The sequence below is a fragment of the Danxiaibacter flavus genome, from assembly GCF_041060425.1.
GTDB classification, from domain to species: Bacteria; Bacteroidota; Bacteroidia; order Chitinophagales; family Chitinophagaceae; genus Danxiaibacter; species Danxiaibacter flavus.
In genome coordinates this window covers 848,928-873,469 of the sequence record NZ_JAULBC010000002.1, presented here as the reverse complement: position 1 = coordinate 873,469, position 24,542 = coordinate 848,928, and the positions used below count along the sequence as shown (strand labels likewise).

Annotated in this window: 14 protein-coding genes; 8 read left to right on the top strand and 6 right to left on the bottom strand. The window is 41.3% G+C overall.

What is annotated here, in order from left to right; all coding sequences use genetic code 11:
* Positions 1-56 precede the first annotated feature (56 nt).
* The 5 genes from QTN47_RS09165 to QTN47_RS09145 form a co-directional block, all read right to left on the bottom strand.
* Complete coding sequence (locus QTN47_RS09165; protein WP_369329055.1) at positions 57-209, bottom strand: DUF8506 family protein; 153 nt, start codon at positions 207-209, stop codon at positions 57-59.
* Positions 175-777, bottom strand: a complete 603-nt coding sequence (locus QTN47_RS09160) for an ATPase (protein ID WP_369329054.1) — start codon at positions 775-777, stop codon at positions 175-177. The genes QTN47_RS09165 and QTN47_RS09160 overlap by 35 nt, the downstream gene beginning before the upstream one ends.
* 634 nt (positions 778-1,411) lie before the next feature.
* Positions 1,412-2,755, bottom strand: a complete 1,344-nt coding sequence (locus QTN47_RS09155) for an amidohydrolase family protein (protein ID WP_369329053.1) — start codon at positions 2,753-2,755, stop codon at positions 1,412-1,414.
* Between the two features lie 866 nt (positions 2,756-3,621).
* A complete protein-coding gene (locus QTN47_RS09150) occupies positions 3,622-4,245 on the bottom strand; it encodes a 7-carboxy-7-deazaguanine synthase QueE (protein WP_369329052.1) in 624 nt (207 codons plus the stop codon).
* 344 nt (positions 4,246-4,589) lie between these two features.
* Entirely contained in the window at positions 4,590-5,465 is an 876-nt protein-coding gene (locus QTN47_RS09145; protein WP_369329051.1) for a bifunctional 5,10-methylenetetrahydrofolate dehydrogenase/5,10-methenyltetrahydrofolate cyclohydrolase, read from the bottom strand.
* 230 nt (positions 5,466-5,695) lie between these two features.
* Between QTN47_RS09145 and QTN47_RS09140 the strand changes: the two genes are divergently transcribed.
* From QTN47_RS09140 to QTN47_RS09105, 8 genes are all read left to right on the top strand, one after another.
* A complete protein-coding gene (locus QTN47_RS09140; RefSeq protein ID WP_369329049.1) occupies positions 5,696-8,941 on the top strand; it encodes a SusC/RagA family TonB-linked outer membrane protein in 3,246 nt (1,081 codons plus the stop codon).
* A gap of 58 nt (positions 8,942-8,999) precedes the next feature.
* Positions 9,000-10,436, top strand: a complete 1,437-nt coding sequence (locus tag QTN47_RS09135; protein ID WP_369329048.1) for a SusD/RagB family nutrient-binding outer membrane lipoprotein — start codon at positions 9,000-9,002, stop codon at positions 10,434-10,436.
* 227 nt (positions 10,437-10,663) lie between these two features.
* The gene (locus QTN47_RS09130; protein ID WP_369329047.1) at positions 10,664-13,798 is read left to right on the top strand and encodes a SusC/RagA family TonB-linked outer membrane protein; all 3,135 of its coding nucleotides are present in this window, start codon (positions 10,664-10,666) and stop codon (positions 13,796-13,798) included.
* 79 nt (positions 13,799-13,877) lie between these two features.
* On the top strand, positions 13,878-15,425 hold the full coding sequence (locus tag QTN47_RS09125) for a SusD/RagB family nutrient-binding outer membrane lipoprotein (RefSeq protein ID WP_369329046.1): 1,548 nt from the start codon (positions 13,878-13,880) through the stop codon (positions 15,423-15,425).
* Between the two features lie 81 nt (positions 15,426-15,506).
* Positions 15,507-16,397 carry a DUF1735 domain-containing protein gene (locus QTN47_RS09120; protein ID WP_369329045.1) on the top strand — a complete coding sequence of 297 codons (891 nt, stop codon included), beginning with the start codon at positions 15,507-15,509 and terminating at the stop codon, positions 16,395-16,397.
* 313 nt (positions 16,398-16,710) lie between these two features.
* Positions 16,711-20,028, top strand: a complete 3,318-nt coding sequence (locus QTN47_RS09115; protein WP_369329044.1) for a SusC/RagA family TonB-linked outer membrane protein — start codon at positions 16,711-16,713, stop codon at positions 20,026-20,028.
* 60 nt (positions 20,029-20,088) lie between these two features.
* Positions 20,089-21,546 (top strand): SusD/RagB family nutrient-binding outer membrane lipoprotein, encoded by a 1,458-nt coding sequence (locus QTN47_RS09110; RefSeq protein ID WP_369329043.1) that lies wholly within the window; start codon positions 20,089-20,091, stop codon positions 21,544-21,546.
* A gap of 359 nt (positions 21,547-21,905) precedes the next feature.
* Entirely contained in the window at positions 21,906-23,099 is a 1,194-nt protein-coding gene (locus QTN47_RS09105) for a thiolase family protein (protein ID WP_369329042.1), read from the top strand.
* Positions 23,100-23,567: 468 nt separating this feature from the next.
* Here QTN47_RS09105 and QTN47_RS09100 read toward each other — a convergent pair whose 3' ends face one another.
* Complete coding sequence (locus QTN47_RS09100) at positions 23,568-24,515, bottom strand: N-acetylmuramoyl-L-alanine amidase family protein (protein ID WP_369329041.1); 948 nt, start codon at positions 24,513-24,515, stop codon at positions 23,568-23,570.
* Positions 24,516-24,542: the final 27 nt, after the last annotated feature.

Here is a 24,542-nt window from a genome sequence, read left to right as displayed (position 1 = left end):
GAGGAGTTGCTGTTTAGCGACGAAGTTGGTTCATATTTCCGAGGTGATAGAAGTCACTACTTTTTCAATTCCTTAGCAGGTACCCGGACTACTTTTCCTTTTTCAGAAATAACCACAACAGCATCATCCTTGCGCTTTTTCTCCAATAGACGATCTATCGCAAGTTGGCCTCCTTTAAGTATTTTTTCTTTTATCTCTGTTTTCGTCATTCTTAATAATTTCGTTGATTAAGATCCACTTTTCGTCATTCGACACCTCATAAAATTCAGCATTTCCTTCAGCAATGAGCTGGGGTTGCGTCAGCGAATTGTCTATAAGCATCCAATAATCTACTTTGTCTCTGTACAAATGTAAAAAATTTTTTAATCCTAAATAATAGCGGCGAATTATAGTTTCAGCTGGTATATTGTGACCTCCTTCTGAAACCCTCAGTTTCACCCTTTCTATAGCTAGTTCAACACTATCGAGCCAATAATAAATAAGATTGATTGTGTAGTTTTTTCCTTTTGCTTGCTTTATAAGGCCGATATAACTTCGAGTAGAAAGTGTTGTTTCAAAAGCAAAGTCTTTATGAGCAGAAAGTAGTTCCTGCAATCTATTTAGCATGATTCTGCCGGCTTCGATTGATACGCTTTCTGGGTTGAACGGTGATAAACCTCTCGCAATTTCATCAGCGTTCACAAATTCCTTAATCTGTAAAAGTTCAGGAAGAGTCGTAAAAGAAGATGTCGTTTTACCAGCACCATTGCAACCTGATATAATAAATAAATTTGGCAATTTTTATCGCAAGATAATTGATTTTCTTGTTTGGTATTCCAGTTTTGTTTTCTCTACAGCGGATCGATATAATAAGTCGTATGTCATCAACATAGTGGTTCTTTTTTCATCGTGACTTCATGATGATTTTTATAGCGTGATTTATAGAAGATGGATCAATATTCTTTTTAAAGTTTTGAATAGTGAGGTATGATCACCAATAATCGCACATTTTTGAACATAGCTGCTACATTCAAATGGTGCCTTTACAAAGCAGCATCTCCATTAGATGGACCTAAGTTAATAACAGTCAATCGTAAGGAGCACATTAGTGATCATATTTTGAGGTAAGTAGACCGCAACTATTTTAATATAAGATCTTTCAAATTAATATTCAGTGCCAGCGAATCTGCATATTATACTATTGCTCCAGTAAAATTGGAGTCAATAAATGTCAATTGACCAAATTATAATAACGGAAGAAAGGTAAGAAGCGAGAAACGCCGTTTGTCAAACTTTTCTTTTGCTTTATCATAGTATCGCGCTTCATTATGATCGTTTCTCACAGATTATACATTAATTCATTATCTGTCGCTGATTGTTGAGCAAGCATTAACCAAATTAAATTTTCTTATTAAAACGACAATTAATCTGTTTAATCCTTCATCGGACCATCATTCACCTTAACACCATTCTTCCATACTTCTAAAATAGAACGGGTGTTTTTGATGTCTTTTGCAGGATTATTCTGTAATACAATAAAGCTTGCGGGGTTGCCCTTTTCCAGCGTTCCGGGTATATTTTTGTGGACTACTTTGGCAGCGTTTTGCGTAGCGATCATAATAGCCTGTAATGGGGTCAAGCCGGCTTCCGTTAGTAACTGCATTTCCAGGTGTTCTGAAAAGCCCTGCACTCTTACCGGGTTAGCACCGGAGTCCGTTCCGAGTGCGATCAACACGCCCGCATCAAACAGCTTTTTTACATTGCGGAGCGCCGTTGCATATGCCGCTTTATTCTTTTCAAAATTAGGATTAGACATAATCTTCGAGCGATAATCATCTGCCGTGATCATTTCATACACTCCAAGTTCCAATGCTACTTTAAAGAATGGTTCGTCGAGCCATTCAGGTTTGTTAGCATAGGCAAATTGAAATTCGTCGAGCGATAGGGTAGGGATGTAAGCAACTCCCTTTTGTTTCATCTTTTCAATCAACGCATCATCAATGTCTTTATCACGGATGCTGTGTGCGATGATATCAAGTCCCTGGTCAACCAGGCGATGTGCATCTTCCAGGTAATACAGGTGAGAAGCCACGCGAATGTGCTGCTTGTGCGCTTCGCTGATGATCGCTGCGGAAATTTCCGGTTTCATTTTAGGAGATGTTCCACCGAAGTCATCCACCCACATTTTAATCATGTCTGGCTTCAGCTTTGCAAGCTCCTGTACATCTTTTATTGCTTCTTCAGGCGTTGCCGGCCTGTACACTTTATCCATACCCAGGTTGGAAGGAGGACCTCCGTTAGGCGCACTGAAACCATATCCGGCAGTATATATGGTGGCGCCCGGAAGCAAGCCTTTTTGAGACGAATCACGCATATCGAAGATCATCTCGCGATCAGAACCCATTACCTGTATGGCATCAACTCCATAAGTTTCATACTTCTGTAATTGGCGGAGAATGTTATCTCGCGTATAATTAACTGCAGAAGCTGTAACACCTTTCACGGTTCCCAGGTGTGCATGTGCGTTTGTTATTACAGGCATAATAGTTTTTCCTGAGAAGTCCTGCGGCATAACGGTCATGATGGTAATCATCTCCTTCGAAGAAATGTCCGTTATCTTCCCATGATCTATCAGCACAAACATGTTTTTCTGCGGAGGTTTGCCTGTTCCGTCAATGATGGTGACATTCTTAAGCAGTATAGGCTGCTGAGCTATTGCATTGTTACCTGCCGTAAACAATAGACCCCAAAGTAATAAGCTGGCTATAGGTTTCAAGGCAAATGAATTTAGAAGTGAGGAAATCAATGATGATTATTCAATCTAATAATCATGCCAATGAATTTAATAATATTAATGGAGAATTGAAAATCGAAAATGATGTGGGAATGTGCAAATGTGCAAATGGGTAAATGTGCGGATGAAGTGAGATAATTGAAAATTGAAAGTTGAAAATTGACAATGTGTGGAAATGTGCAAATATGCGAATGGGTAAATGTGCGGATGGGGTGAAATAATTGATAATTGAAAGTTGGAAATTGAAAATGACGTGCGAATGTGCAAATATGCAAATGGGTAAATGTGCGAATCTGGTGAAATAATTGATAATTGAAAGTTGCAAATAAGTGAATATGAAAATGTGTGGATATGAAAATGAAGCAATACAAAATGGGCAAAGCGATTAAAATTCGAATGACTGGACCATAATAAAAAGAGTTAGCGAGTTAACCAGACGCGATTTTACTTAGCAACGCGAAAAATTCTTTGTTTGTTAGTTGGATGAAACCAGAGTCCGAAAGCGTGCTCTGCGTAAATGCAATATAACTTACTAGTTAAAGATGAACGCATATTGAATGTGCCGAAACAAAATTGCAAATATCAACATGGGAAATGCGTTACACTATTGGCCAGCCAGCACAAAGCCCTGAAGGGGCGTCCGGCATTAGCACAGGGCAACGCCCTGTGAAATAAAACAAAAAATCGATCAAGCCCTGTAAGGGCGTAAGAGATAGTCTAAAAATTAAGCGTGGAATATTGTAAAAAGGAAATACAATTAGCCTGGAATGATGCAATCAGATCAAGCATGTACTTCTAAATTATGCGGAATCCCATCCGGCGACGAGCACAGCTGATAGCTAACAGCTCTATGGCACATTTATGTACTTATGCACCTGCAAACTCAGTTCCCACTGCGGATTTGCTTTAATATAATCGACAATCAACGGCGTCATTTCTGCTGCTTTGCTCCATTCTGGCTGGAGATATAATTTGCATGAAGGACCTACTTCTTTTGCATGTTTTTCCGCCCAATCAAAATCAGATTTATTGTAGATAATAACTTTCAGTTCATTTGCGGCGACCAGCACTTCAGGTAAGGGCGCTTTAAATTTCTTTGGAGAAAGACAGATCCAATCCCATTCGCCCGATAAAGGACTGGAACCGGAGGTTTCCATATTCGTTTCAAAACCTGCTTCATGCAAAGCATGTGTCAGTTCATCAAGATTATGCATCAACGGCTCTCCACCTGTAATTACAGCTAAGCGTCCCGGATTATTTTTCGCTTCAGCAACAATCTCATCAACAGATAAAACCGGATGAGCCGAGGCATCCCAGCTATCCTTTACATCGCACCAAAAACATCCGACATCACAGCCTCCCAGCCTTATGAAGTATGCAGCACGCCCCTGGTGAAAACCTTCACCCTGTATAGTATAAAAAGCTTCCATAACCGGAAGCTTTGTGGTAATATGTTCGTTAGTTAAAAACATTTCAATGTACGATGTTAGATGCCTGCCCGTACCGACGGTACGTTCGGGCGGGTACGATGTGTGTTCAAGTGCGACTTGCTGCGCTTTCGGTATCAGGTTGCTTTCATAAGTACGAAGTACGATTTACGAAGTACTCAGGTGCGGCTTCAAAATTTTTATACAATCATTCTTAAAACAAGTACGAAGTACGATTTACGAAGTCCTTAATTCTAAAAGCTCACTCTTTCGCCGTCATTATCCACCTTGAAAGAATATCAACATTTTCCTTATTCTCCTCAAACGTTATTCCTCACACCTCAAACCTGAAACCTGAAACCCAAAGCTAATAGCTAATAGCTGACAGCTCACAGCTTCTCTCTATACGCCTGCAACGTGTTCTTCATCAATCCTGCAATAGTCATTAATCCAACGCCGCCGGGCACCGGAGTAATTGCTGATGCTTTTTCTGCAACCTCATTATACGCGACATCGCCTTTAATTCTATAACCTCTTTTAGCAGTGCTGTCTTCAACTCTTGTAATACCCACGTCTATAATAATTGCGCCATCTTTAACCATGTCAGCCTTCACAAATTCTGGTCTGCCTAAAGCTGCAACAATTATATCACCCTGTAAGCACATTTCTTTAAGATTGGGCGTGTGCGAATGGCAAACAGTTACGGTACAATTACCAAAAGCGTTGTTGCTGCTAAGCAAAATGCTCATTGGGCGGCCAACGATATTGCTGCGTCCAATAACTACAGCATGCTTTCCTTTTGTAGAGATGTTGAAATGTTCGAGCATCAGCATAATGCCATACGGAGTTGCAGGGATAAAAGTCTGTAACCCCTGAACCAGCTTACCAATGCTTACGGGATGAAACCCGTCTACGTCTTTGGCGGGGTCAATCGCCATAATGATCTTTTGCTCATCAATATGCTTAGGCAACGGCAACTGCACCAGTATACCGTCAATGTCTGCATTCTTATTTAACTCATCTATAGTTGCTATCAGCTCTGTTTCTGTAACAGTATCTGAAAGTCTGATCAGTGTAGAGCCGAAGCCTATTTCTTCACAGTGCTTTACTTTACTTGCTACATATGTTTCACTTGCGCCGTTGTTACCAACTAATACTGCTGCAAGGTGAGGGGCTCTTTTGCCCTGAGCTTTTAATGCTTCAACTTCTGTTTTTAATGAATCTATTACCGATTTGGAGGCGATTTTTCCGTCTAATACTAGCATTGTGCAAAGATAAGTCCTGCCACGTAATGTTCCGAATGCAAGCGCTGTTAAACCTTGTTTCTCGCTGAAAATCAGTTATAAATAAGTTTCGAATGATGATTTTTCGAAATGTATGAGTTTGTTTATTTACTGCTTAAACATCGACTATTCGTCTATTTTAATTATGATTTATTAAAAATGTTTTATATTTTTTTTAACAATTCTTCATTCTTTAACTAATCTATGCAAACATGAGACGAATGCTGACACTCCTGGTGTTATTGCTTGTTATGCACGACACCTTTGCACAGAGTGCAATTAATGGAAAAGTAATTGACAAAAACGGGCAGCCTATAGAAGGTGCTTCCATCCTGCTGAAAGGCACTTCTACCGGCACCGCTACAACACAAGACGGCGGTTTTACAATAACTGCAAAAAAGGGCGATGTACTGGTAATATCAGCCCTTAATTTTGCCAATACTGAAGTGAAGATTGGCACTGAATCTTCTTATACAGTCACCCTAAATCCGCAGGACAATGTAGTAAATGAAGTGGTTGTTACAGCTCTCGGTATTAAAAGAACCCGTAACTCCTTGCCATATGCCGCACAGCAGGTAAACGGAGACGAGGTAAGCAAAACCCGTAGCAGCAATTTTGTTGGAGGCTTAAGCGGAAAGGTTGCCGGTTTGGAGATCCGGCAGAACAATTCGCTTGGTGGATCCACTAACGTGGTAATGCGTGGTTTTAAATCATTGCTTGGAAACAACCAGGCGTTGTTTGTAATTGACGGTGTTCCTGTAGATAATACCAACACCAACAAAATGAACAAAGCCAACAAAACAGACAACGCCAACCAGACAACTGGTCGCGGTGGCTATGATTATGGTAATGCTGTTGCTGATATTAACCCGGATGATATTGAATCCCTAAACGTTCTTAAAGGAGCAGCGGCATCCGCATTGTACGGTTCGCGCGCTGCAAACGGAGTAGTAATGATTACTACCAAAAAAGGAAAGAAGGGGCTTGGCATTACAATTAATTCAGGAGTTACAATAAGTTCTGTTGACAAATCAACTTTCCCCAAATATCAAAATCAATATGGGGCAGGTTATGGAACTTATTACGATTCTCCCGATGGCAACTTTTTTTATTTTGACGTGAACGGAGACGGAACGCCCGACCTGGTTACGCCTACAACAGAAGATGCCTCATGGGGTGCAAAATTTGATCCTAACCTGATGGTGTATCAATGGGATGCATTTGACGTTAATTCTCCTTATTATCACAAAGCAAGACCATGGCTGGCAGCGTCAAATAATCCTTCTACATTCTTTGTGAGTCCTGCATCAACCAATAACAGCATAGCTATTGATGGTGGTGGCGATAAGGGCTGGTACAAACTTGGTTATACACGCACAGATGAACGGGGAGTGTTGCCTAACAGCCAGATCAAAAAGGATATCATCAACTTTGGTGCTTCCTATAATATTACCGACAAGCTGACTGCAACTGCCGGCGTAAATTATTCACACATTTCAGGATTGGGCAGATATGGAACAGGATATAGCGGTGATCACTCCACCAATCTTATGACGAACTTCAGAGAGTGGTGGGAAACAAATGTCGATGTAAAAGAACAAAAAGAAGCTTATGACAGGCAGGGTAAAAATGTAACATGGAACTGGGCCGATCCAAGCGATGAAAAAAATGGCCTCGTGCCCATTTACTGGAACAACCCATACTTTGTGCGGTATAAAAATTTTGAAAACGATAATCGCTCCCGCTACTTTGGTAATGTTAGCCTGAACTATAATGTTGCAAAGTGGCTCAATATACTTGGCCGCGTAACACTGGATTATTATGATGAGATACAGGAAGAGCGTATCGCAGTGGGGAGCCTGGAAGTGCCTTATTATTCAAGATATAACCACACTTTTAGTGAGTATAACTACGATCTGCTTGCCAACTTTAATACAGACATCACGCGTGACCTGAACTTCAAGGGAACAGCAGGCTTGAACATAAGAAGAACAAATAACAGTTCCATTTTTGCTGAAACCAACGGCGGACTTGTTGTGCCGGATATCTATGCGTTGTCCAACACAAAAAATCCGATGGTTGCTCCAACTGAAGCATATATTGATGAAGGTGTAGACGGCATATTTGGTAGCGCAACTTTTGGATATAAAGACATGTTGTTCCTTGATCTTACAGGACGACGTGATAAAGCCTCAACACTCTCTCCGGGAAATAATGTTTATTTCTATCCCTCAGCCTCGCTGGGTTTTGTTTTTTCAAAGTTGATTAAAAACACGCCCTGGCTTTCTTACGGAAAGGCAAGAGTGAATTATGCTGAAGTAGGTAACAGCGCTCCTCCGCAGAGTTTGCTGGATTACTATACAATGAACCCTGCATTTGGTACGCAACCATTAACTGCCAACGCAACAACAAAGAATAATCAGAACCTTGTACCGGAAAGAACCAAGTCTTATGAAGGTGGCATTGAAATGGCGTTCTTTAAAAACCGGTTAGGTTTTGACTTTACTTATTATCATGCAAAAAGTGTAAACCAGATTGTTGCTGCGCCTGTATCTGATGCAACGGGGTATGATTTTAAATACATCAACGCGGGAGCGATTCTTAACCAGGGCTTTGAAGTTTCATTATATGGCACACCTGTTAAAACACGCGACTTTACATGGAACATCAATATTAACTGGACAAGAAACAGGAACAAAGTACTTGATCTCAATGGAATTGATAACCTGCAACTAGGTTCATTCCCCGGTGGCATTTCTCTGAACGCGCAGGTTGGTCAGCCTTATGGAATTTTAAGAGGTAGTGATTTTATCTACCTGAATGGAGAAAAGGTTGTGGACGGAGATGGTTATTACGAGATTACTTCTACTCAAAATAAAAACATCGGTGATATTAATCCTGACTGGATTGCCGGTATTAACAACAGTTTTAAATACAAAGATTTTTCATTGAGCTTTTTGATTGATACAAGACATGGCGGCGATGTATTTTCATTGGATATGTATTATGGGCTGGATGTAGGATTGTATCCTGAAACAGCAGGTCTTAACGATAAGGGCAGCCCCGTTAGAAATACAATTGCTAATGGTGGAGGAATTATTAATAAAGGAGTAACTGAAGATGGCAAGCCGAATGCAACAAGAATAGATATAAGTGGAAGCACCGGTGCTTATGGATATGAATTAAATCCTGATAAAGCCTTTGTGTATGATGCAAGCTATGTCAAACTGAGAGAGCTTACCCTAACATATTCATTCCCGCAAAAATTTATGAATAAGATTGCCCCGTTTAAGGGAATTGATCTTTCCCTGATCGGAAGGAACCTGTGGCTCATTCACAAAAATCTGCCTTATTCAGATCCAGAAGAAGGCATTAGCTCAGGCAACCTGCAGGGCTTCCAGGTAGGAGCTTATCCAACAACAAGAAGCGTTGGTATTAACCTGAGACTTAGATTTTAGTAATGGCTGATTGAAAACAACATCTATCAGCAGTATTTAAAACTTAAATTCTATTCGGATGAAAAAGATCCTCATTATACTATCAGTTTTCGCGGCGCTTGCTTCCTGCAAAAAGGATATTCAAAATTTAAATGAAGGTCCGAAGTTGTACACAGACGTGCCGCCGGCAACCTTATTCAGCAATGCACAAAAGAACCTTGCGGATATACATACCAGCTCAAGTGTTAACCGCAACATATTCCGGCTTATAGTGCAATACTGGACAGAGACTACTTATACCGATGAAGCAAACTACGATCTTACAACAAGATCATTGCCGGATCAGTTGTGGAATATTATATACAGGGATATTATCGTCAACCTGGAAAAAGCAAAAACCCTTATACCGCAGCAGGACCCGCAGGTAGTATCTGATATCGTTAAGAAGAATGAAACTGCTATGTGTGACATTACAGAAGTGTATGCCTTCTCTATGTTGGTGAATACCTTTGGCAATATTCCTTATACAGATGCATTGAAAGTGGATAGCATTGTTCAGCCAAAATTTGATGATGCGCAAACTGTTTATTATACATTACTGACCAGGCTTGACGCTGCCATAGCACAGCTGGATAATACAGATGCAGGCTTTGAAGATGCAGATCTTATCTATGGAGGTTCCATTGATAAATGGAAAATGTTTGCCAACTCACTGAAATTGAAATTGGCTATGGTGATTGCGGATAGTGATCCTACAAAGGCCAAAACGCTTGTTGAGCAAGCTGCACCAAATGTATTTACTTCCAACGGCGACAACGCCACGTTTCAATATTTGGGAAACACGCCCAACACAAATCCTATCTGGGTTGATCTTGTGCAAAGTGGCAGACATGATTTCATCGCATGCAAAACTTTAATGGATAAATTAAACACGCTGGTGGATCCGAGAATTCCTTTGTACCTGGTTCCTAACGCCAACGGCGTTTATATTGGTGCGCCTGCGGGTTTAAAGAGCAGCTTTACAGCTTATGCATCCCCAAGTGAACAAATGTTGGAAACAACATTCCCCGGCGACCTGCTGGATTATAGCGAAACAGAATTCTTATTGGCCGAAGCAAAAGAGCGTGGCTTTAACGTGAGTGGCACTGCTGAAGATCATTATAACAATGCGATAAGAGCCTCTATACTTTACTGGAATGGAAGTGATGCAGATGCAACAACCTATCTCGCTTCTGCCAATGTGAAATACGCGACTTCACAGGGAACATGGAAACAAAAAATAGGTTTGCAAAAATGGATTGCAGAGTACAATAGAGGCTATGATGCCTGGATTGATGTAAGAAGATTGGATTATCCGGAAATGGCTGTTCCCGATAAAGCGCAGTCAGGATTTCCCAATCGCTTTAATTATCCCGTAAAAGAACAAAATGTAAATACAACAAATTATGATGAAGCAGTGAAAGCCATGGGAGGGGATGATAAAGTTGAAGTGAAATTATTCTGGGATAAATTCTAAATTGTTATATGTACTATTTATAAAAGACTGCCGAAAAGCAGTCTTTTTATTTTGCGATTTTAATTAATATGAATATTTTATAAAGCCTGACCTTAAAATTTTAATTTTTTTAAAAAAAACATAAACCGTTTTAGCTTTTTTTGTTAAAAATATCTAAATTGCCTCCTTATTCGGACCCGATGAACAACTCATCAGTCCATTTTAACCTATAGAATCAAACTACTCACATGAGAAAATTTGCAAGCATGCTACTGCTGCTAATGCTGTCTTCTTTTCTTGCATTAGCCCAATCGAAAATTACAGGTAAGGTCTCCGACAAAAGCGGACTTCCGGTAGAAAATGCATCAGTGGTTATCAAAAATACCTCAAGAGGTACAGTAACTAACGCCGCAGGTGTATTTACCATTACTGTGAAAAAAGGCGAGACGTTGGTGATTTCTGCGCTTAGCTTTAAAACTGCTGAAGTGCTTGTCAAGAACGAAGAGTCACTGACCATTAGTATGGAAACTTCTGAAAGCGTAATGGATGAAGTGATCGTTACTGCGGGTGGTCTTAAGACCAAGCGTAGAGAGCAAGGTACTGCTGGTACAGTGTTAAAAGGCGATGTCATTACTACAGGTAAAGCGCTTAACGTAGCGAGCGGCCTGCAAGGTAAGGTTGCCGGCTTACAGATCAGCGCGACCGGCGGAGGTGTTAATCCTAACTATAGGCTCATTCTTCGTGGTCAGCGTTCTTTAACTGGTAATAACCAGGCATTGATTGTATTAGACAACGTAATTGTGCCTAACGAAGTATTAGGTAACCTTAACCCGGAAGATCTTGAAAGTGTAAACACCCTGCAGGGCGCTGGTGCTGCTGCACTTTACGGTTCTCAAGCTTCTAACGGTGCGATCATCATTACCACTAAAAAAGGAAGAAAAGGCTCTAACACAGTAAGATTGTCTAACACAACAACAATCGAATCTGTGGCTTATTTTCCTAAGTTGCAAACTTCATTTGGCGGTGGTGGTGCTGGCTATGGATATGACGTAAATGGCAACACTGCTTTCTCTAACCTGGAAAACCAAAGCTACGGTCCTCGTTTTGATGGAAGCCAGGTATCACTTGGTTTGCCATTGGAAGATGGAAGCCAGCTAATGGTGCCTTTTGCTCCAAACAATTCACGTAAAGACTTTTGGAATAAAGGTCTCACCAACCAGACAGACTTTGCATTGTCTTCAGGCGATGATGTTTCTTCCTTTTATGTTTCCGGTCAGTATGCCGCTATTAAAGGAACAACTCCCGGTGATAAATCAAACCGCACAACTTTACGTGTAAACGGTACAAGAAAGATCGGTCAGAAAGTAAACGTATCTTATAATACAACATACACTCAATACAGAGATGACATTACAACACAGACTGGAAGCATGTATGCAAATATGTTGAACGTTCCTGCTAACGTTCCGCTTACAAGCTACAGCGACTGGCGCAATGATAAATTCTCTAATCCAAACGGTTTCTACAACCCATGGTATCAGAACCCATATTTCTCTGCTGACAACTATAGAATTAAAAACAGGAAAGATTACCTGATTGCAAATATTGAAGCAAGATACTCTCCAACCAAATGGCTGGATTTGGTAGCAAGACAAGGTATTTCAACAAGAAACGGGTCTTCTAAAGCAACCGTTGGTGCGTTTAAGTATACTCCGTATGCTATTGAATCAAGCGGTGGCTCTAAATCAAATATTCCTGCCTCTGTTTCTGACGGAAGCGGCTATATAACAAACCTGGTGAGCGACCTGTTCTTACAGGCTCGTAAAAACTTCGGCGATTTCAGTGTAAACTTCGTAGGCGGCGGACAATGGCGTCAAGACGAATCTAAAGTTGTTGGTGTAGGTGCATCAGGACTTGTAGTTCCAAACTTGTACAATGTTGGTAACCTTGTAGGTACACCAACTGTTAGTGAGGGTAACTATAAAGCAAGGCAGATGGGCTTTTATGGTGACTTACGTTTAGGCTACAAAAACTACTTGTTCTTACACGGTACAGGTCGTAAAGACTGGGTTTCTACATTAGCTCCCGAAAACAGATCTTTCTTCTATCCTTCAGTTGACCTTTCTTTCGTAGCTAGCGAAGCCTTGCCTTTCCTTAAAGAAAGCAATACAATCAATTACCTGAAATTAAGAGGTGGCTGGTCTAAAGTTGGTCAGGTTAACCTGGGTAATTCTGGTGATTTTGGCGCATACTATTTGCAGCAAACTTTTAGCCAGGCAAACGGATTCCCTTATGCAAGCGGTGCAGGTTTTACTGTTAACAACACGCTGGTTTCAGCTTCTTTAAAACCAGAGATGACAAAAGGATATGAAGTTGGTTTTGAAATGAACATGTTTAAAGATCGCATTACATCAAGCGTAACCTGGTATAGCACTAAAACAGACGACCAGACAGTTACAACCGGTGTATCTAACACAACCGGCTTCTCAGGATTGAGAACAAATACTGGTCAGACTCAAAGCCAGGGCCTTGAGCTTACTTTACATGGTACACCGGTAAGAACTCGTGACTGGGAAGTTACAATCGGTGGTAACTATACTTACCTGGATAACAAAGTAAACTCCATCAGTGCTGACCTTCCAAGACTTGCATTGGCTACCTATGGCGACAATACCGGTTCTTACGCAGTAGAACAGCAATTCTTCCCTGTGATCATGGGATTTGATTATAAAAGAGATCCTCAGGGCCATATCATTGTTGACGGAAAAACTGGTAACCCGCTGAAAGATCCAACCATTAAAGTGCTTGGCAATGCTGTTGCTAAACATCGTTTAGGTTTGGATGCGAATGTTAGTTACAAAAATTTCCATTTCACTGCATTAATGGAGTACCGTGGTGGATACCAGATATATAACAGAGGCGGTGGCGAATTTGACTGGTCAGGTTCTGGTATCAGAACTGTAGGCTTCAACCGCACACGTTTTGTTGTTCCTAACTCAGTTTATGAAGATCCAAACAAACCAGGTAGCTACATCAAGAATACAACACTTACTGTACAGGATGGTAACGACTTCTGGAGCGATAACGACTTAAACAGGTCTATTACATCTAACTATGTTACATCAGGTGCATTCTGGAAATTAAGAGAAGTTTCTATCTCTTATGATCTTCCCGCAACTGTTATTAGAAGCGTTAAGTTTATTAAATCTGCAAAGATCAGTGTTCAGGGACGTAACCTGTTGATCTTCCTGCCAAAATCAAACGTGTATACAGATCCTGAATACAGTGAAGCAGGTAACGACAGCAACGGTATCGGTATCACCGGTCTTAGCTCAGCTCCTCCTTCCCGTTTTTATGGAGCTACATTATCTCTTAACTTCTAATAACACTGTATTCGAAAATAATTATCTCTGTGTGTGTGATTGATTCAGGAAGTACAGAGATGAGTTTAAAAAATTACACATGAAAAAATTAGCATACATAGTTTTTATGGGAGTGTTTGCGATAAGCACTTCTTGTAAAAAATATCTTGATATAAACCAGAATCCAAACACGGCAACAAGCTCTACTCCTGAGTTGATCCTGCCACAGGCATTGACGGCAACTGCTTCAGTTACCAATGCGTATAACTCAATGGGGTCTCAGCTAGGTGGCTACCAGGCAAATGCCGGTGGTTATAGCGGCTTTGGTCCTGCCGTAACATATAGCTTTTCTGCATCTGATTTCGGAAACTTATGGTCTAGCGTTTATGATAACCTGGAAGATTATCAGTATATACTTGATAATACAGACACATTACCCGATTACGCTTTCTTTAATGGTGCTGCCAGAATTATGAAGGCAATGGACTTCCAGGTGTTGGTAGACACTTATAATGATGTTCCATATTCTCAGGCATTAAAAGGCATTAACAAACTTACTCCGGCTTATGACAAAGCTGAGGACATTTATGTAAGCCTTGGTAATCAACTGGATTCTGCTATTGCTTCAATTAAAGCCGGTCAGAATAATTCAAATGCTGTGGCTTTAGACAAAGCTGACGTAATGTTCAAAGGTGATATGAACAAATGGCTTCAATTTGCTAACACTGTGAAGCTGCGTCTCATGATTCACGGACAGGGAAAAATTAACCTGGCTAACAAAACTTTTGATCCAGCAGGTTTCTTAACTGATGATGCTATTGTAAACCCTGGTTACATTAAAGATAACGGTAAACAAAACCCTCAATGGAACAGCTGGGTATCAGACTATACAGGTACTGCTGCAAACAGGGCATGGATACCTACAAAATGGATCTTGTCTTTCTATGACGGAAGAAAACTGGATGACTACAGGGGTTATGCTATCTACTACAGCTTCCCTAATACGGCATCTAACCAGTTAGGTAATTTGAGCAGCAGCACACCTTCATCACCATCAGACGGTGCATGGAACTCTAAACAGGAAGGCGGTGTAGGCATCTTAAAAGGACCATCTCAGGGACAGCCTATCATTACTGCAGCAGAAGCTTATTTCTTAAGAGCAGAAGCTGGTTTAAACGGTCTTACAGCAGAAACAAATACGCAAGTATTATTTGAAGCAGGTATACGTTCTTCGTTCAAATATTTGTACAAGCTTCTTGATGGAAGTTATGATATGAACAACTGGAACTATACTGCTGACGCAGATGCTTATTTCGATAATAATCCTACCAGCCGTTTAGTTCACTACGATCTTGCTACAACAAAAGATCAGCAGTTAGAAGCGATCATTACACAAAAATATATTGCATTGAACTTCATCAATGGTAATGAAGGATGGAACGAGTATCGCAGAACTCAGTATCCTAAAATTGTAAATGGCTCAAGCGATCCGTTGTTAACGTTCGCTTCTACACAGTCAACCAGCACAAGGCCTGATAAATTACCAACAAGGATTCAGTATCCTTCGTCGGAGAATTCTTATAATCCAGAGCACGTGCCAACAAACATCACTCCGTTTACATCATTCATTTTCTGGGCAAAGCAATAGTGAGTTTGATATAAAAAGGATTTTAAAATAAAGCCGGTTATGTTTAACAACCTCTGACCGGCACAATTAAAAACTAAAACGATGAAAAAAATAATTATAAAAGTATTGCCGCTCCTGATTGGTATTACAGGTCTGGCGTCATGTTTAAAAGAGGCTCCGAGCTTTAACCCTGACGACTCTAACAATGTAGTTGAGTTTGGCAACACTGGTGCTGTACAGCATTATGGAGATCAAATCGGTTTTGCAAGTGATCTTGGTTCAATTGCAGTTGGCGACACAGCAACCTTCAATGTAAACCTTAGCTATTCAGGAGCAAAAGTTGCCGGAGAGGATATTACCGTAACATTGGATCTTGATGAAACTTTGTTAACTGGCACAGATCATATTATGCCACCTGCAGAACTATTCAGCTTTCCTAAAACAGCTGTTATTAAAAAAGGAGCTCAGGTAACCCAGATTAAAGTAACCATCAAGAGAACTGAAGCTTTTGACTTTACTGTAAATTACGCGCTACCATTAAAAATTACAGCTGTATCAAACAATACGCCTATCAGTGGAAATTTTGGTGCTGCATTATATGCATTTGCACTTCGCAACCAATTTGATGGTGTCTACCAAATGAAAGGATATGCTTTGAGAGGAGGGGATGCTAATCTTACAGGATATTTTAAGCCGATCGAAATGGATCTGAAAACAATGGGAGCAACAAGCGTTCAGTTTGGAGATCTGCAGGTATGGGGTAATGGAAGCGGTGTAGGGGTTGGTAATCCTCTTATTTCTGTAGATGTTAAGCCTTCAGTTGATAAATATGATGTTACGATGAGCAGCAGCGGTGGAATATATAACGCTCCAGGGTATGCCTCTCATTACGACGTGGCTTCTAAAACATTTTATATCTCTTTCACTTGGGGTGCTGGTCCTTCTGCAAGGTTGGCCACCGATACCTTAACATTTTTGAGAGCAAGAGATTAAACATTTTCTTATTTCTTATGTGATGGGCTGTCCTTTCCAGGGCAGCCTTTTTATTTTGTGGGGGTTGTGACACAAAAAGTGAAAAAAAGCTTAATAACGGTATCGGCTTTATGCAGAAAATGAATGCGAATTTTTGTTAGTTTTTGACATTGAAATATTTCACGCTGTGGATTTAATATATTATAAATAGAAATATTAAAATGACATTATAAATTGGTTAAATTTTCATTTAAATTGCCTCAAAATTGTTAATTGGCTTTGCAGTTTGAAAAATACTGAATTGCAGATCCGCTAACCAATGAAAAATAATCACATGAGAAAAATCGTAAGCATGCTTATGCTGCTAATGCTGTGCTCTATTCTGGCATTGGCTCAAACTCCCAAATCAATTACGGGTAAAGTGCTCGATAAAAACGGTCAGGCGGTTGAAGGCGCTACTGTTACTATCAAGGGCTCTAAAAAAGGAACCATGGCAGGAGCCAATGGTGGCTTTACCATTTCCGCCAAAAAAGGAGATGTACTGGTTATCTCCGCAATCAACTTTGACAATATCGAAGTTACTGTAGGCGACGATGACGACTACCCTGTTATGCTAAGTGCAAAGGCGAACATCGTTAACGAAGTTGTTGTGACAGCGCTTGGTGTTAAACGAGAAAAGAAAGCGCTTGGTTACGCTATGCAGGAGGTAAAAGGTGAAGAGTTGACACAAACAACTGAAAACAACGTGTTGAACTCCTTAACCGGTAAGGCTGCGGGTGTGCAGATTACCAACACGGGTGGTGCAGTTGGTGCAAGCGCAAGCATCATCCTGAGAGGTTACAACTCTTTCAGCTCAAACCAGCCTTTGATTGTAGTAGATAACGTTCCCATCAGCAATGGTGCTACTTCTGTAACGCCTGGTGCTTTAAGGAACAGTGGTACAAATACACAAACTGCGGTTGACTATGGTAGCGGTATCCAGGACATTGATCCTGAGAACATCGCTTCTATTTCAATTCTTAAAGGCGCAAATGCTGCTGCATTGTACGGTTATCGGGCTGCAAATGGCGTTATACTGATCACAACAAAAACAGGTAAATCTTCAAAGAAGGGTATCGGCGTTTCTTATTCTGGTGGTTATTCTTTCGACAACCAGTACATTCTGCCTAAATACCAGAACAAATACGGACAGGGTTCCACAGGTAGCGAATACTGGTACAATCAGTATGCTGCTTCTACTCCAAGTCCTTTAAGCTACCAGGATTGGGCTTTGCAAAATGGCTTTGCATATGTTGATGGTGCTGGTGGTGGTGTGAATGATGGTGTGGATGAAAGCTGGGGTCCTCGTTTGGATATCGGTTTAAAACTGCCTCAGTACAACAGCCCGCTTGATGCAAATGGCAATAGAACTGCTACTCCATGGATCTCTCATCCAAACAACGTTAAAGACTTCTTTGTTACAGGTAACACTTTCAACAACAACGTAGCATTAACTTCTAATTCGGATAAAGGAAGCACCAGGTTGTCTTTGAGCAGTCAGCAACAAAATGGTACTATTCCTAATACTGATCAAACAAAATATTCAGTTCAGTTAAACACATCTCAGAATCTTACCAACAAATTAAAGATTGATGCGATGATCAACTATGTAAGAACTGATAACAAAAACCTGATTGGCCAGGGCTATAACGAATTTAACCCGCTGCAATCTTTAGGCAGTTGGTTTGGTCGCCAGGTGGATGTAATGGATCTGAAGGCTAACTGGCAGAAAATGATGGTAAACCCATTATTCCCTGCTACCGGCGCCCCTTACAACTGGAACCTTAACTATCACGATAACCCTTACATGTCTGTTTACAAAAATCTTAATTCAAGAACAAAAGACAGGATCATCGGTTATACCAGTGCTTCTTACAGCTTCAACAAGTGGTTCAATGCAATGGTAAGAGTTGGTAACGACTGGTCAAGTGAGTACCGCAAACAGATCACTTCAAGTTTAGCAACTGCTAACTTCCAGTCTGGCCAGGGTGGCCAGTTCACAGAATGGAATCTTTATGCGAATGAACTTAACGCTGACCTGATGTTTACAGGTGGCGGTAAATTAAGCGAAGATTTTTCTTTGAACTATACTGCTGGTGCTAACTACAGAGATGTAAGATCACGCACAACTTCAGTTACTGCAAACGATCTTACAGTTCCTGACTTCTTCACAATTACAAATGCTAAAGGTGCTCCAACAAATACTTCTTACCAGGATCATATCCGCTCAAACAGCGTATTTGCTCAGGGTTCGTTAGGTTACAAATCATGGTTATATCTTGATGTAACTGCAAGAAATGATTGGAGCTCTACATTACCCAGCAACAATTGGTCTTATTTCTACCCTTCAGCTAGTTTAAGCTGGATCTTCACAGATGCATTGGGTATTAATTCTTCTATACTTAATTATGGTAAAATCAGAACAAGCTGGGCTAAGGTAGGTAGTGCAACAACAGCTGCTCAGTTACAAAATACTTTCGTTGCTTCTGCAAACACTTTCAACGGAACTACATTGTACAGTCCTAACAGCAGACTTGCTCCACAGAACCTGAGACCAGAAATGACAACGAGTAACGAAGCTGGTATCGAGTTGCACTTCTTAAACAACAGGTTGAATCTTGATGCGACTTACTACAGCAAGAAAACTGTTGATCAGATCATGCCGGTTAGTATTTCTACTGCATCAGGAGCAAGCAGCGTGTTCGTAAATGCTGGTGAGCTACAGAACAAAGGTGTGGAAGTGTTATTAAACCTTGGTATCCTTCGCACACACAGCGGCCTTAACTGGGATATGACTTTCAACTGGTCTAAGAACAAAAACAATGTAGCTGCATTATATACTGATCCTGTTACTAAACAATCATTGGCTAGCCTGAACCTTTCAAATGCATGGGCTACGACAATTGATGCGATCCCCGGCCAGCCTTTTGGTGTGATTAGAGGTGCTGCTTACCACAGAGACAGCAAAACAGGTGCTATTGTTGTAAATGCAAACGGTCTGCCGTTGTTTGATAAAGCACAACCTATCGGAAACATTACTCCTGATTGGATGGGCGGCATTAACAACAGCTTTACATACCGCAACTTCAACTTCAGTTTTTTAATTGATGTTAGAAAAGGTGGCGATCTGTACAGTGTTACTGATATGTTCGGTGCTAACACAGGTATTCTTGAATACACTGCTGCAGGCAACATTCGTGAAAAAGGCTTAGTAGTTGGTAAAGATGTTTTAGGTGGTGAGAAAGTTGTGAAAGCTGACGGTACTCCTAACGACATCGTTGTATCTGCTGATAAAGCTTTCAAATATCTTTCTTATGATGGAGCTTCTTCTGGTACTCAGTTCGATATCATGGACGGTAGCTACATTAAACTTCGCCAGATCCAATTGGGCTATAACCTGCCTGCAAGAGTTGTCTCTAAAATCGGTTGGTTGAAAGGTGCTGGTTTATCAGTATTCTGCCACAACGTAGCATTGTTAGCTGTTTCAAAATCAAACAAAGCGCATATCGATCCAGAAACTGCTTTCGGTACAGATATCAGCTCAATTGGTATCGAAGAATACCAGATTCCTTCAACCCGTAGCGTTGGTGTTAAGCTGAACGTAAACTTCTAATTCATGTATGACATGCTGCGACCCCGCTTGCAGCGTGTCATCACAAAAAAATAAATGAAAATGAAATTGAATTATTTAGTAGCTGGTTGTATAGCTGTAGCTTCTTTAGCTTCCTGTACAAAGAGCTTTGAAGATATAAACCAGAATCAGAACAACCCTTCAACAGCGCCTTCTACAAACCTGTTAGGTTTTGCTTTGGAAGATTATGCTGCAGGTCTTTACGACGTGTGGGGAAATATGAATGAGCCAGAAACTTATGGCGGTCATTTAGGTAAGATCCAGTACATTGATGAAGCACGTTACGTGTTCCGTAGCTCAACTGTACAGAATGATTGGACATATACTTACCGCGACATGAAGAACCTTCAGCTGATCATCAACGCAGCAATTAAAGGTGGTCAGGCTAACCAGCAGGCAACTGCTTTAACTTTCCAGTCTTTCATCGGACAAATTGCCACAGATACATGGAGAGATCTTCCATTCTCTGACGCGTTGAAAGGTGATTCTGGTGTAATCACTCCGAAATACGACAAACAGGAAGATATTTATCCGGTGTTATTGGCTAATCTGAAAAAAGCAAATGACCTGTTTGCTCAGGGTTCTGCCGATGAACTTGGTTCTGGTGATTTTCTTTACAATGGTGATGTAGCTAAATGGCGCAAGTTCTGTAATTCTATCAGGTTAAGAATTGCTATCCGCATTTCAAAAGTTGATGCTGCTACAGCAAAAGCAACTATCGAAGAAATCATGGGCAATCCTTCACAAAACCCGATTTTCACCAGCAATGATGATAACGCCTTCTTCAACTGGCCTGGAGGAAAACCATACAATGAGCCTTGGGCTAGCGACAGATTCGACAACAGCCGTGATGATCACGCTGTAAGTGATGTTTTGATCAATACTTTGCAAAACCTTTCAGATCCAAGATTGGATGTATATGCTAAACCTGCTACTGACGGTGTTTACAGGGGTGTAGGTATTGGTATTCCTGATGAAGATAAATTACCTTCTTTAGGTCTTTATTCAAGAATCGGCGCTCGTTTCCGCGACAACAAACAAGGATTCACTCCGTTTATGCGTTACGCAGAAGTTGAATTTATTTTAGCTGAAGCGGCTGCTAACGGTTGGAATGTAGGTGTTACAGCTAACGATGCTTACAACAAGGGAATCAAGGCTTCAATGGATGAGAATGAAGTGGCCGGTGATGTTAACGCATACATCAACAGCGCTAACGTAAAATACAACGGCGATGTAACAAGGATCAACCTGCAGAAATGGATCGCTTTATTCAAAGATGGTCATGAAGCATGGGCTGAAAGCCGCAGAACTGATGTTCCTTCACTGCCTGCAGCAAAAGGCTCAGTATATCCTGGTCACACCCGCGCACCTTTCCGTTATCCTTATCCTGATAACGAAACTAAATTGAACGGTACAAACAGTGCAGCATCTGTTGCTCAACTGAAAGACAATTTCTGGGGCCAGCAAATGTGGTGGGATGTTAGAAAGAACGTACAGTAAATGTTCATGTTTTGGATAATAGAAAGAGGTTGCCGGCAACGGCAGCCTTTTTCTTTTTAATGGAAAATTGAAAAGGGGGGCAGGTATCAGGTATCAGGTGTGAGGCATAAGGTTTGAGGAATGAGGTATAAGTGACTGTATTTAGCAGTAAGGTACAGGTATAATAATTTTCGCAAGTTGCAACCGCTCTAATAAAAAAGAAGCTGTTTCACCTAAGTACTTCGTAACTCGTACTTCGTACTTATTAATTCCTAAATCAAAGATTCGCCTACATCGTACCCGCCCGAACGTACCGTCGGTACGGGCAGGCACCTAACACCGTACATCGTACATCCGTCTGTTTTCCTACATTTGCTGCCATGCAACCAGCTTATATAGTCGACGCGGTAAGATCTCCTGTGGGAAAATACGGAGGAAAATTAAGTTCCATAAGACCGGATGATTTAATGGCTTCAGTACTCAAAGCCTTATTGATGCGCAATGAGTTTGATGTAGAATCCATAGAAGATATTATTATTGGAGATGCCAACCAGGCTGGGGAGGATTGCCGTAATGTGGCGCGTATGGCTGCATTGCTTGCCGGCCTTCCTGTAAGCGTTGCTGGTAATACGGTGAACCGTTTGTGTGGAAGTGGTATGCAGTCCGTAATGGATGCTGCAAGGGCTATTATGTGCGGTGAAGGATTATTTTATGTAGCAGGCGGTGTAGAAAGCATGACAAGAGCTCCCTTTATCATGCCCAAAACAAACGGCGCGTGGAGCAGGAATAGTGACGTGTTTGATTCAACCATTGGCTGGCGTTTTACCAATAAGCAGTTGGCAGATATGTATTATCCATACTCAATGGGAGAGACTGCAGAAAATGTTGCCAAACATTGGAAAATCTCCCGTGAAGATCAGGATCTGTTTGCATGGCAATCTCATCAAAAATATTTTGCCGCACTGGAGGCTGGTAAATGGGAAGATGAAATGGTTGGCATCGAAATAGAGAATAACAGGATGATCAGTTGGATCTCTGGTGATGAACCGCCACGCAAAACTTCCTTGCAAACATTGTCCGCATTAAAACCAGCCTTCGCAAAGGATGGTACCGTTACTGCTGGTAATTCTTCAGGATTAAATGATGGAGCTGCCGCCGTATTGCTAGCCAGCGAAGAGGCACTAAAAATATTCAATTTGCAACCTCTTGCCCGGATAACAAGCATGGCCGTTTCCGGAATCGATCCTGGTATAATGGGCGTTGGTCCGGTGCCTGCTTCTGATAAAGCGCTAAAGCGCGCAGGCCTTCAAATGAATAATATAGATGTTATTGAGCTGAATGAAGCTTTTGCTGCTACTTCTCTCGCATGCATCAAAGAACTGGATGCAGATCCCGGCAAGATCAACATAAATGGCGGCTCGTTAGCCATCGGCAACCCGCTCGGCTCCAGCGGCGCCAGAATTATCGCAACGCTCGTTCACGAACTTCAACGCAACGACAATAATAAATATGGCCTCGCAACCATGTGCGTTGGACTGGGGCAGGGGATGGCGATAATTATAGAGAAAACTTAATTAATTGAAAGTTGAAAATGGAGAATTGAAAATGCAGGTGCGGATGGGGGAATGTGCGAATATGCAAATGTGCGAATGAGTAAAATAATTGAAAGTTGAAAATGGAGAATTGAAGAAGGGGAAATGTGCAAATGTGTGAATGTGCAGATGTGCGAATTTGCAGATGTGCGAATGAGTGATATAATTGAAAGCTGAAAATTGAGAATTGAAAATGAATGCGTGGAAGTGAGAATGTAGATCAAAAAAGGACTGCAGACACCTATAAAACAACCCAGCCTCACTTCAGCAAGCCCTGAAAGGGCGCGGGCAAATAATTCAAAAATCCCGTCAACCCTCACTATCCGCAAATCCTGGTCCAAGTAATTTGGCACCTCAAGGAGCCCCCAATCCCAATCAATTAATCCCGTCAATCCTCTAATCCCCCAAATCCCGGTCCAGACAAAATGCTCCCGCAGGAGCAAATCCAAGTCATTTTCGCGCCGTCGTCGCTCCTCCCAATCCTTTCTCAACATTTTCCTTATATGCCAGCACCGCCCTCATGATCGCATAAGCCACTTCATCCTGGCCTTTTTCACTATTGAGGTATTTTTCCTCATCCGGGTTTGAAATAAATCCTGTTTCGACCAATATGCTCGGCATCGCGGTTGCAGCAAGTACTAGAATGCCCTTATCATCCCTTTGGCGGGCTCCTCTGGAAATTCTTCCCTGTTTAATAAATTCTGCCTCTACCAATTCTGCCAGCATCTTACTCTTTTCAAAATATTTTTTTGTCCGCAAGGATGCAAGGATCTTGGCTTCCGGTGTGTCAAAAAAGTTAACGGTGCTGGCACTGTCTTCCTGCTCGCCGGTAGGCTCGTAGTTGCTTACATATTGTTTTTTCTGTTCGTTTTTATCTACTGCCCAAATGTAGGTTTCTGTCCCTGCGGCGTCGCTAGGGGTTGTCCAATAGCGATATTTAGGAACCTTGCGGGTGTATTTTTTCTTTTTTTTGCCTTTTCCCTTATAATAAGTCTCGGTTGTGTATCCCGTTTTTTCTTTGTGAAGGGTGCCTGAAGTACTGTTACAATGAATGGATATGAAAAGATCCCCCTTGTTGTCGTTCGCCATTTTGGCACGGTAGCGAAGTGCATCGTTTTTGTTTTTTAAACCGTTGGGAAGATTTTCGTCCGTACGTGTAAAAAGGATCCGCGTGTTGGGGAGAACCTGTTGCAATTGTTTGCCGAGCTTCAGTCCGATGGCAACCGAAATATCAGATTCTTTGCTGTATTCGCCATCTGCGCCGCCGTCTGGCAAGCCATGTCCGGGATCAATAATAATAGTCCTGAGTACCTCCTGCGCGTTCACTTTTATGAGCGGGGTGCCGGTGAATAAAAACGTAGCAAGTAAAATACGAATCAAAAGTGTTTTTCCAGACATAATAAAATGAACCTTAGGATATTTCTT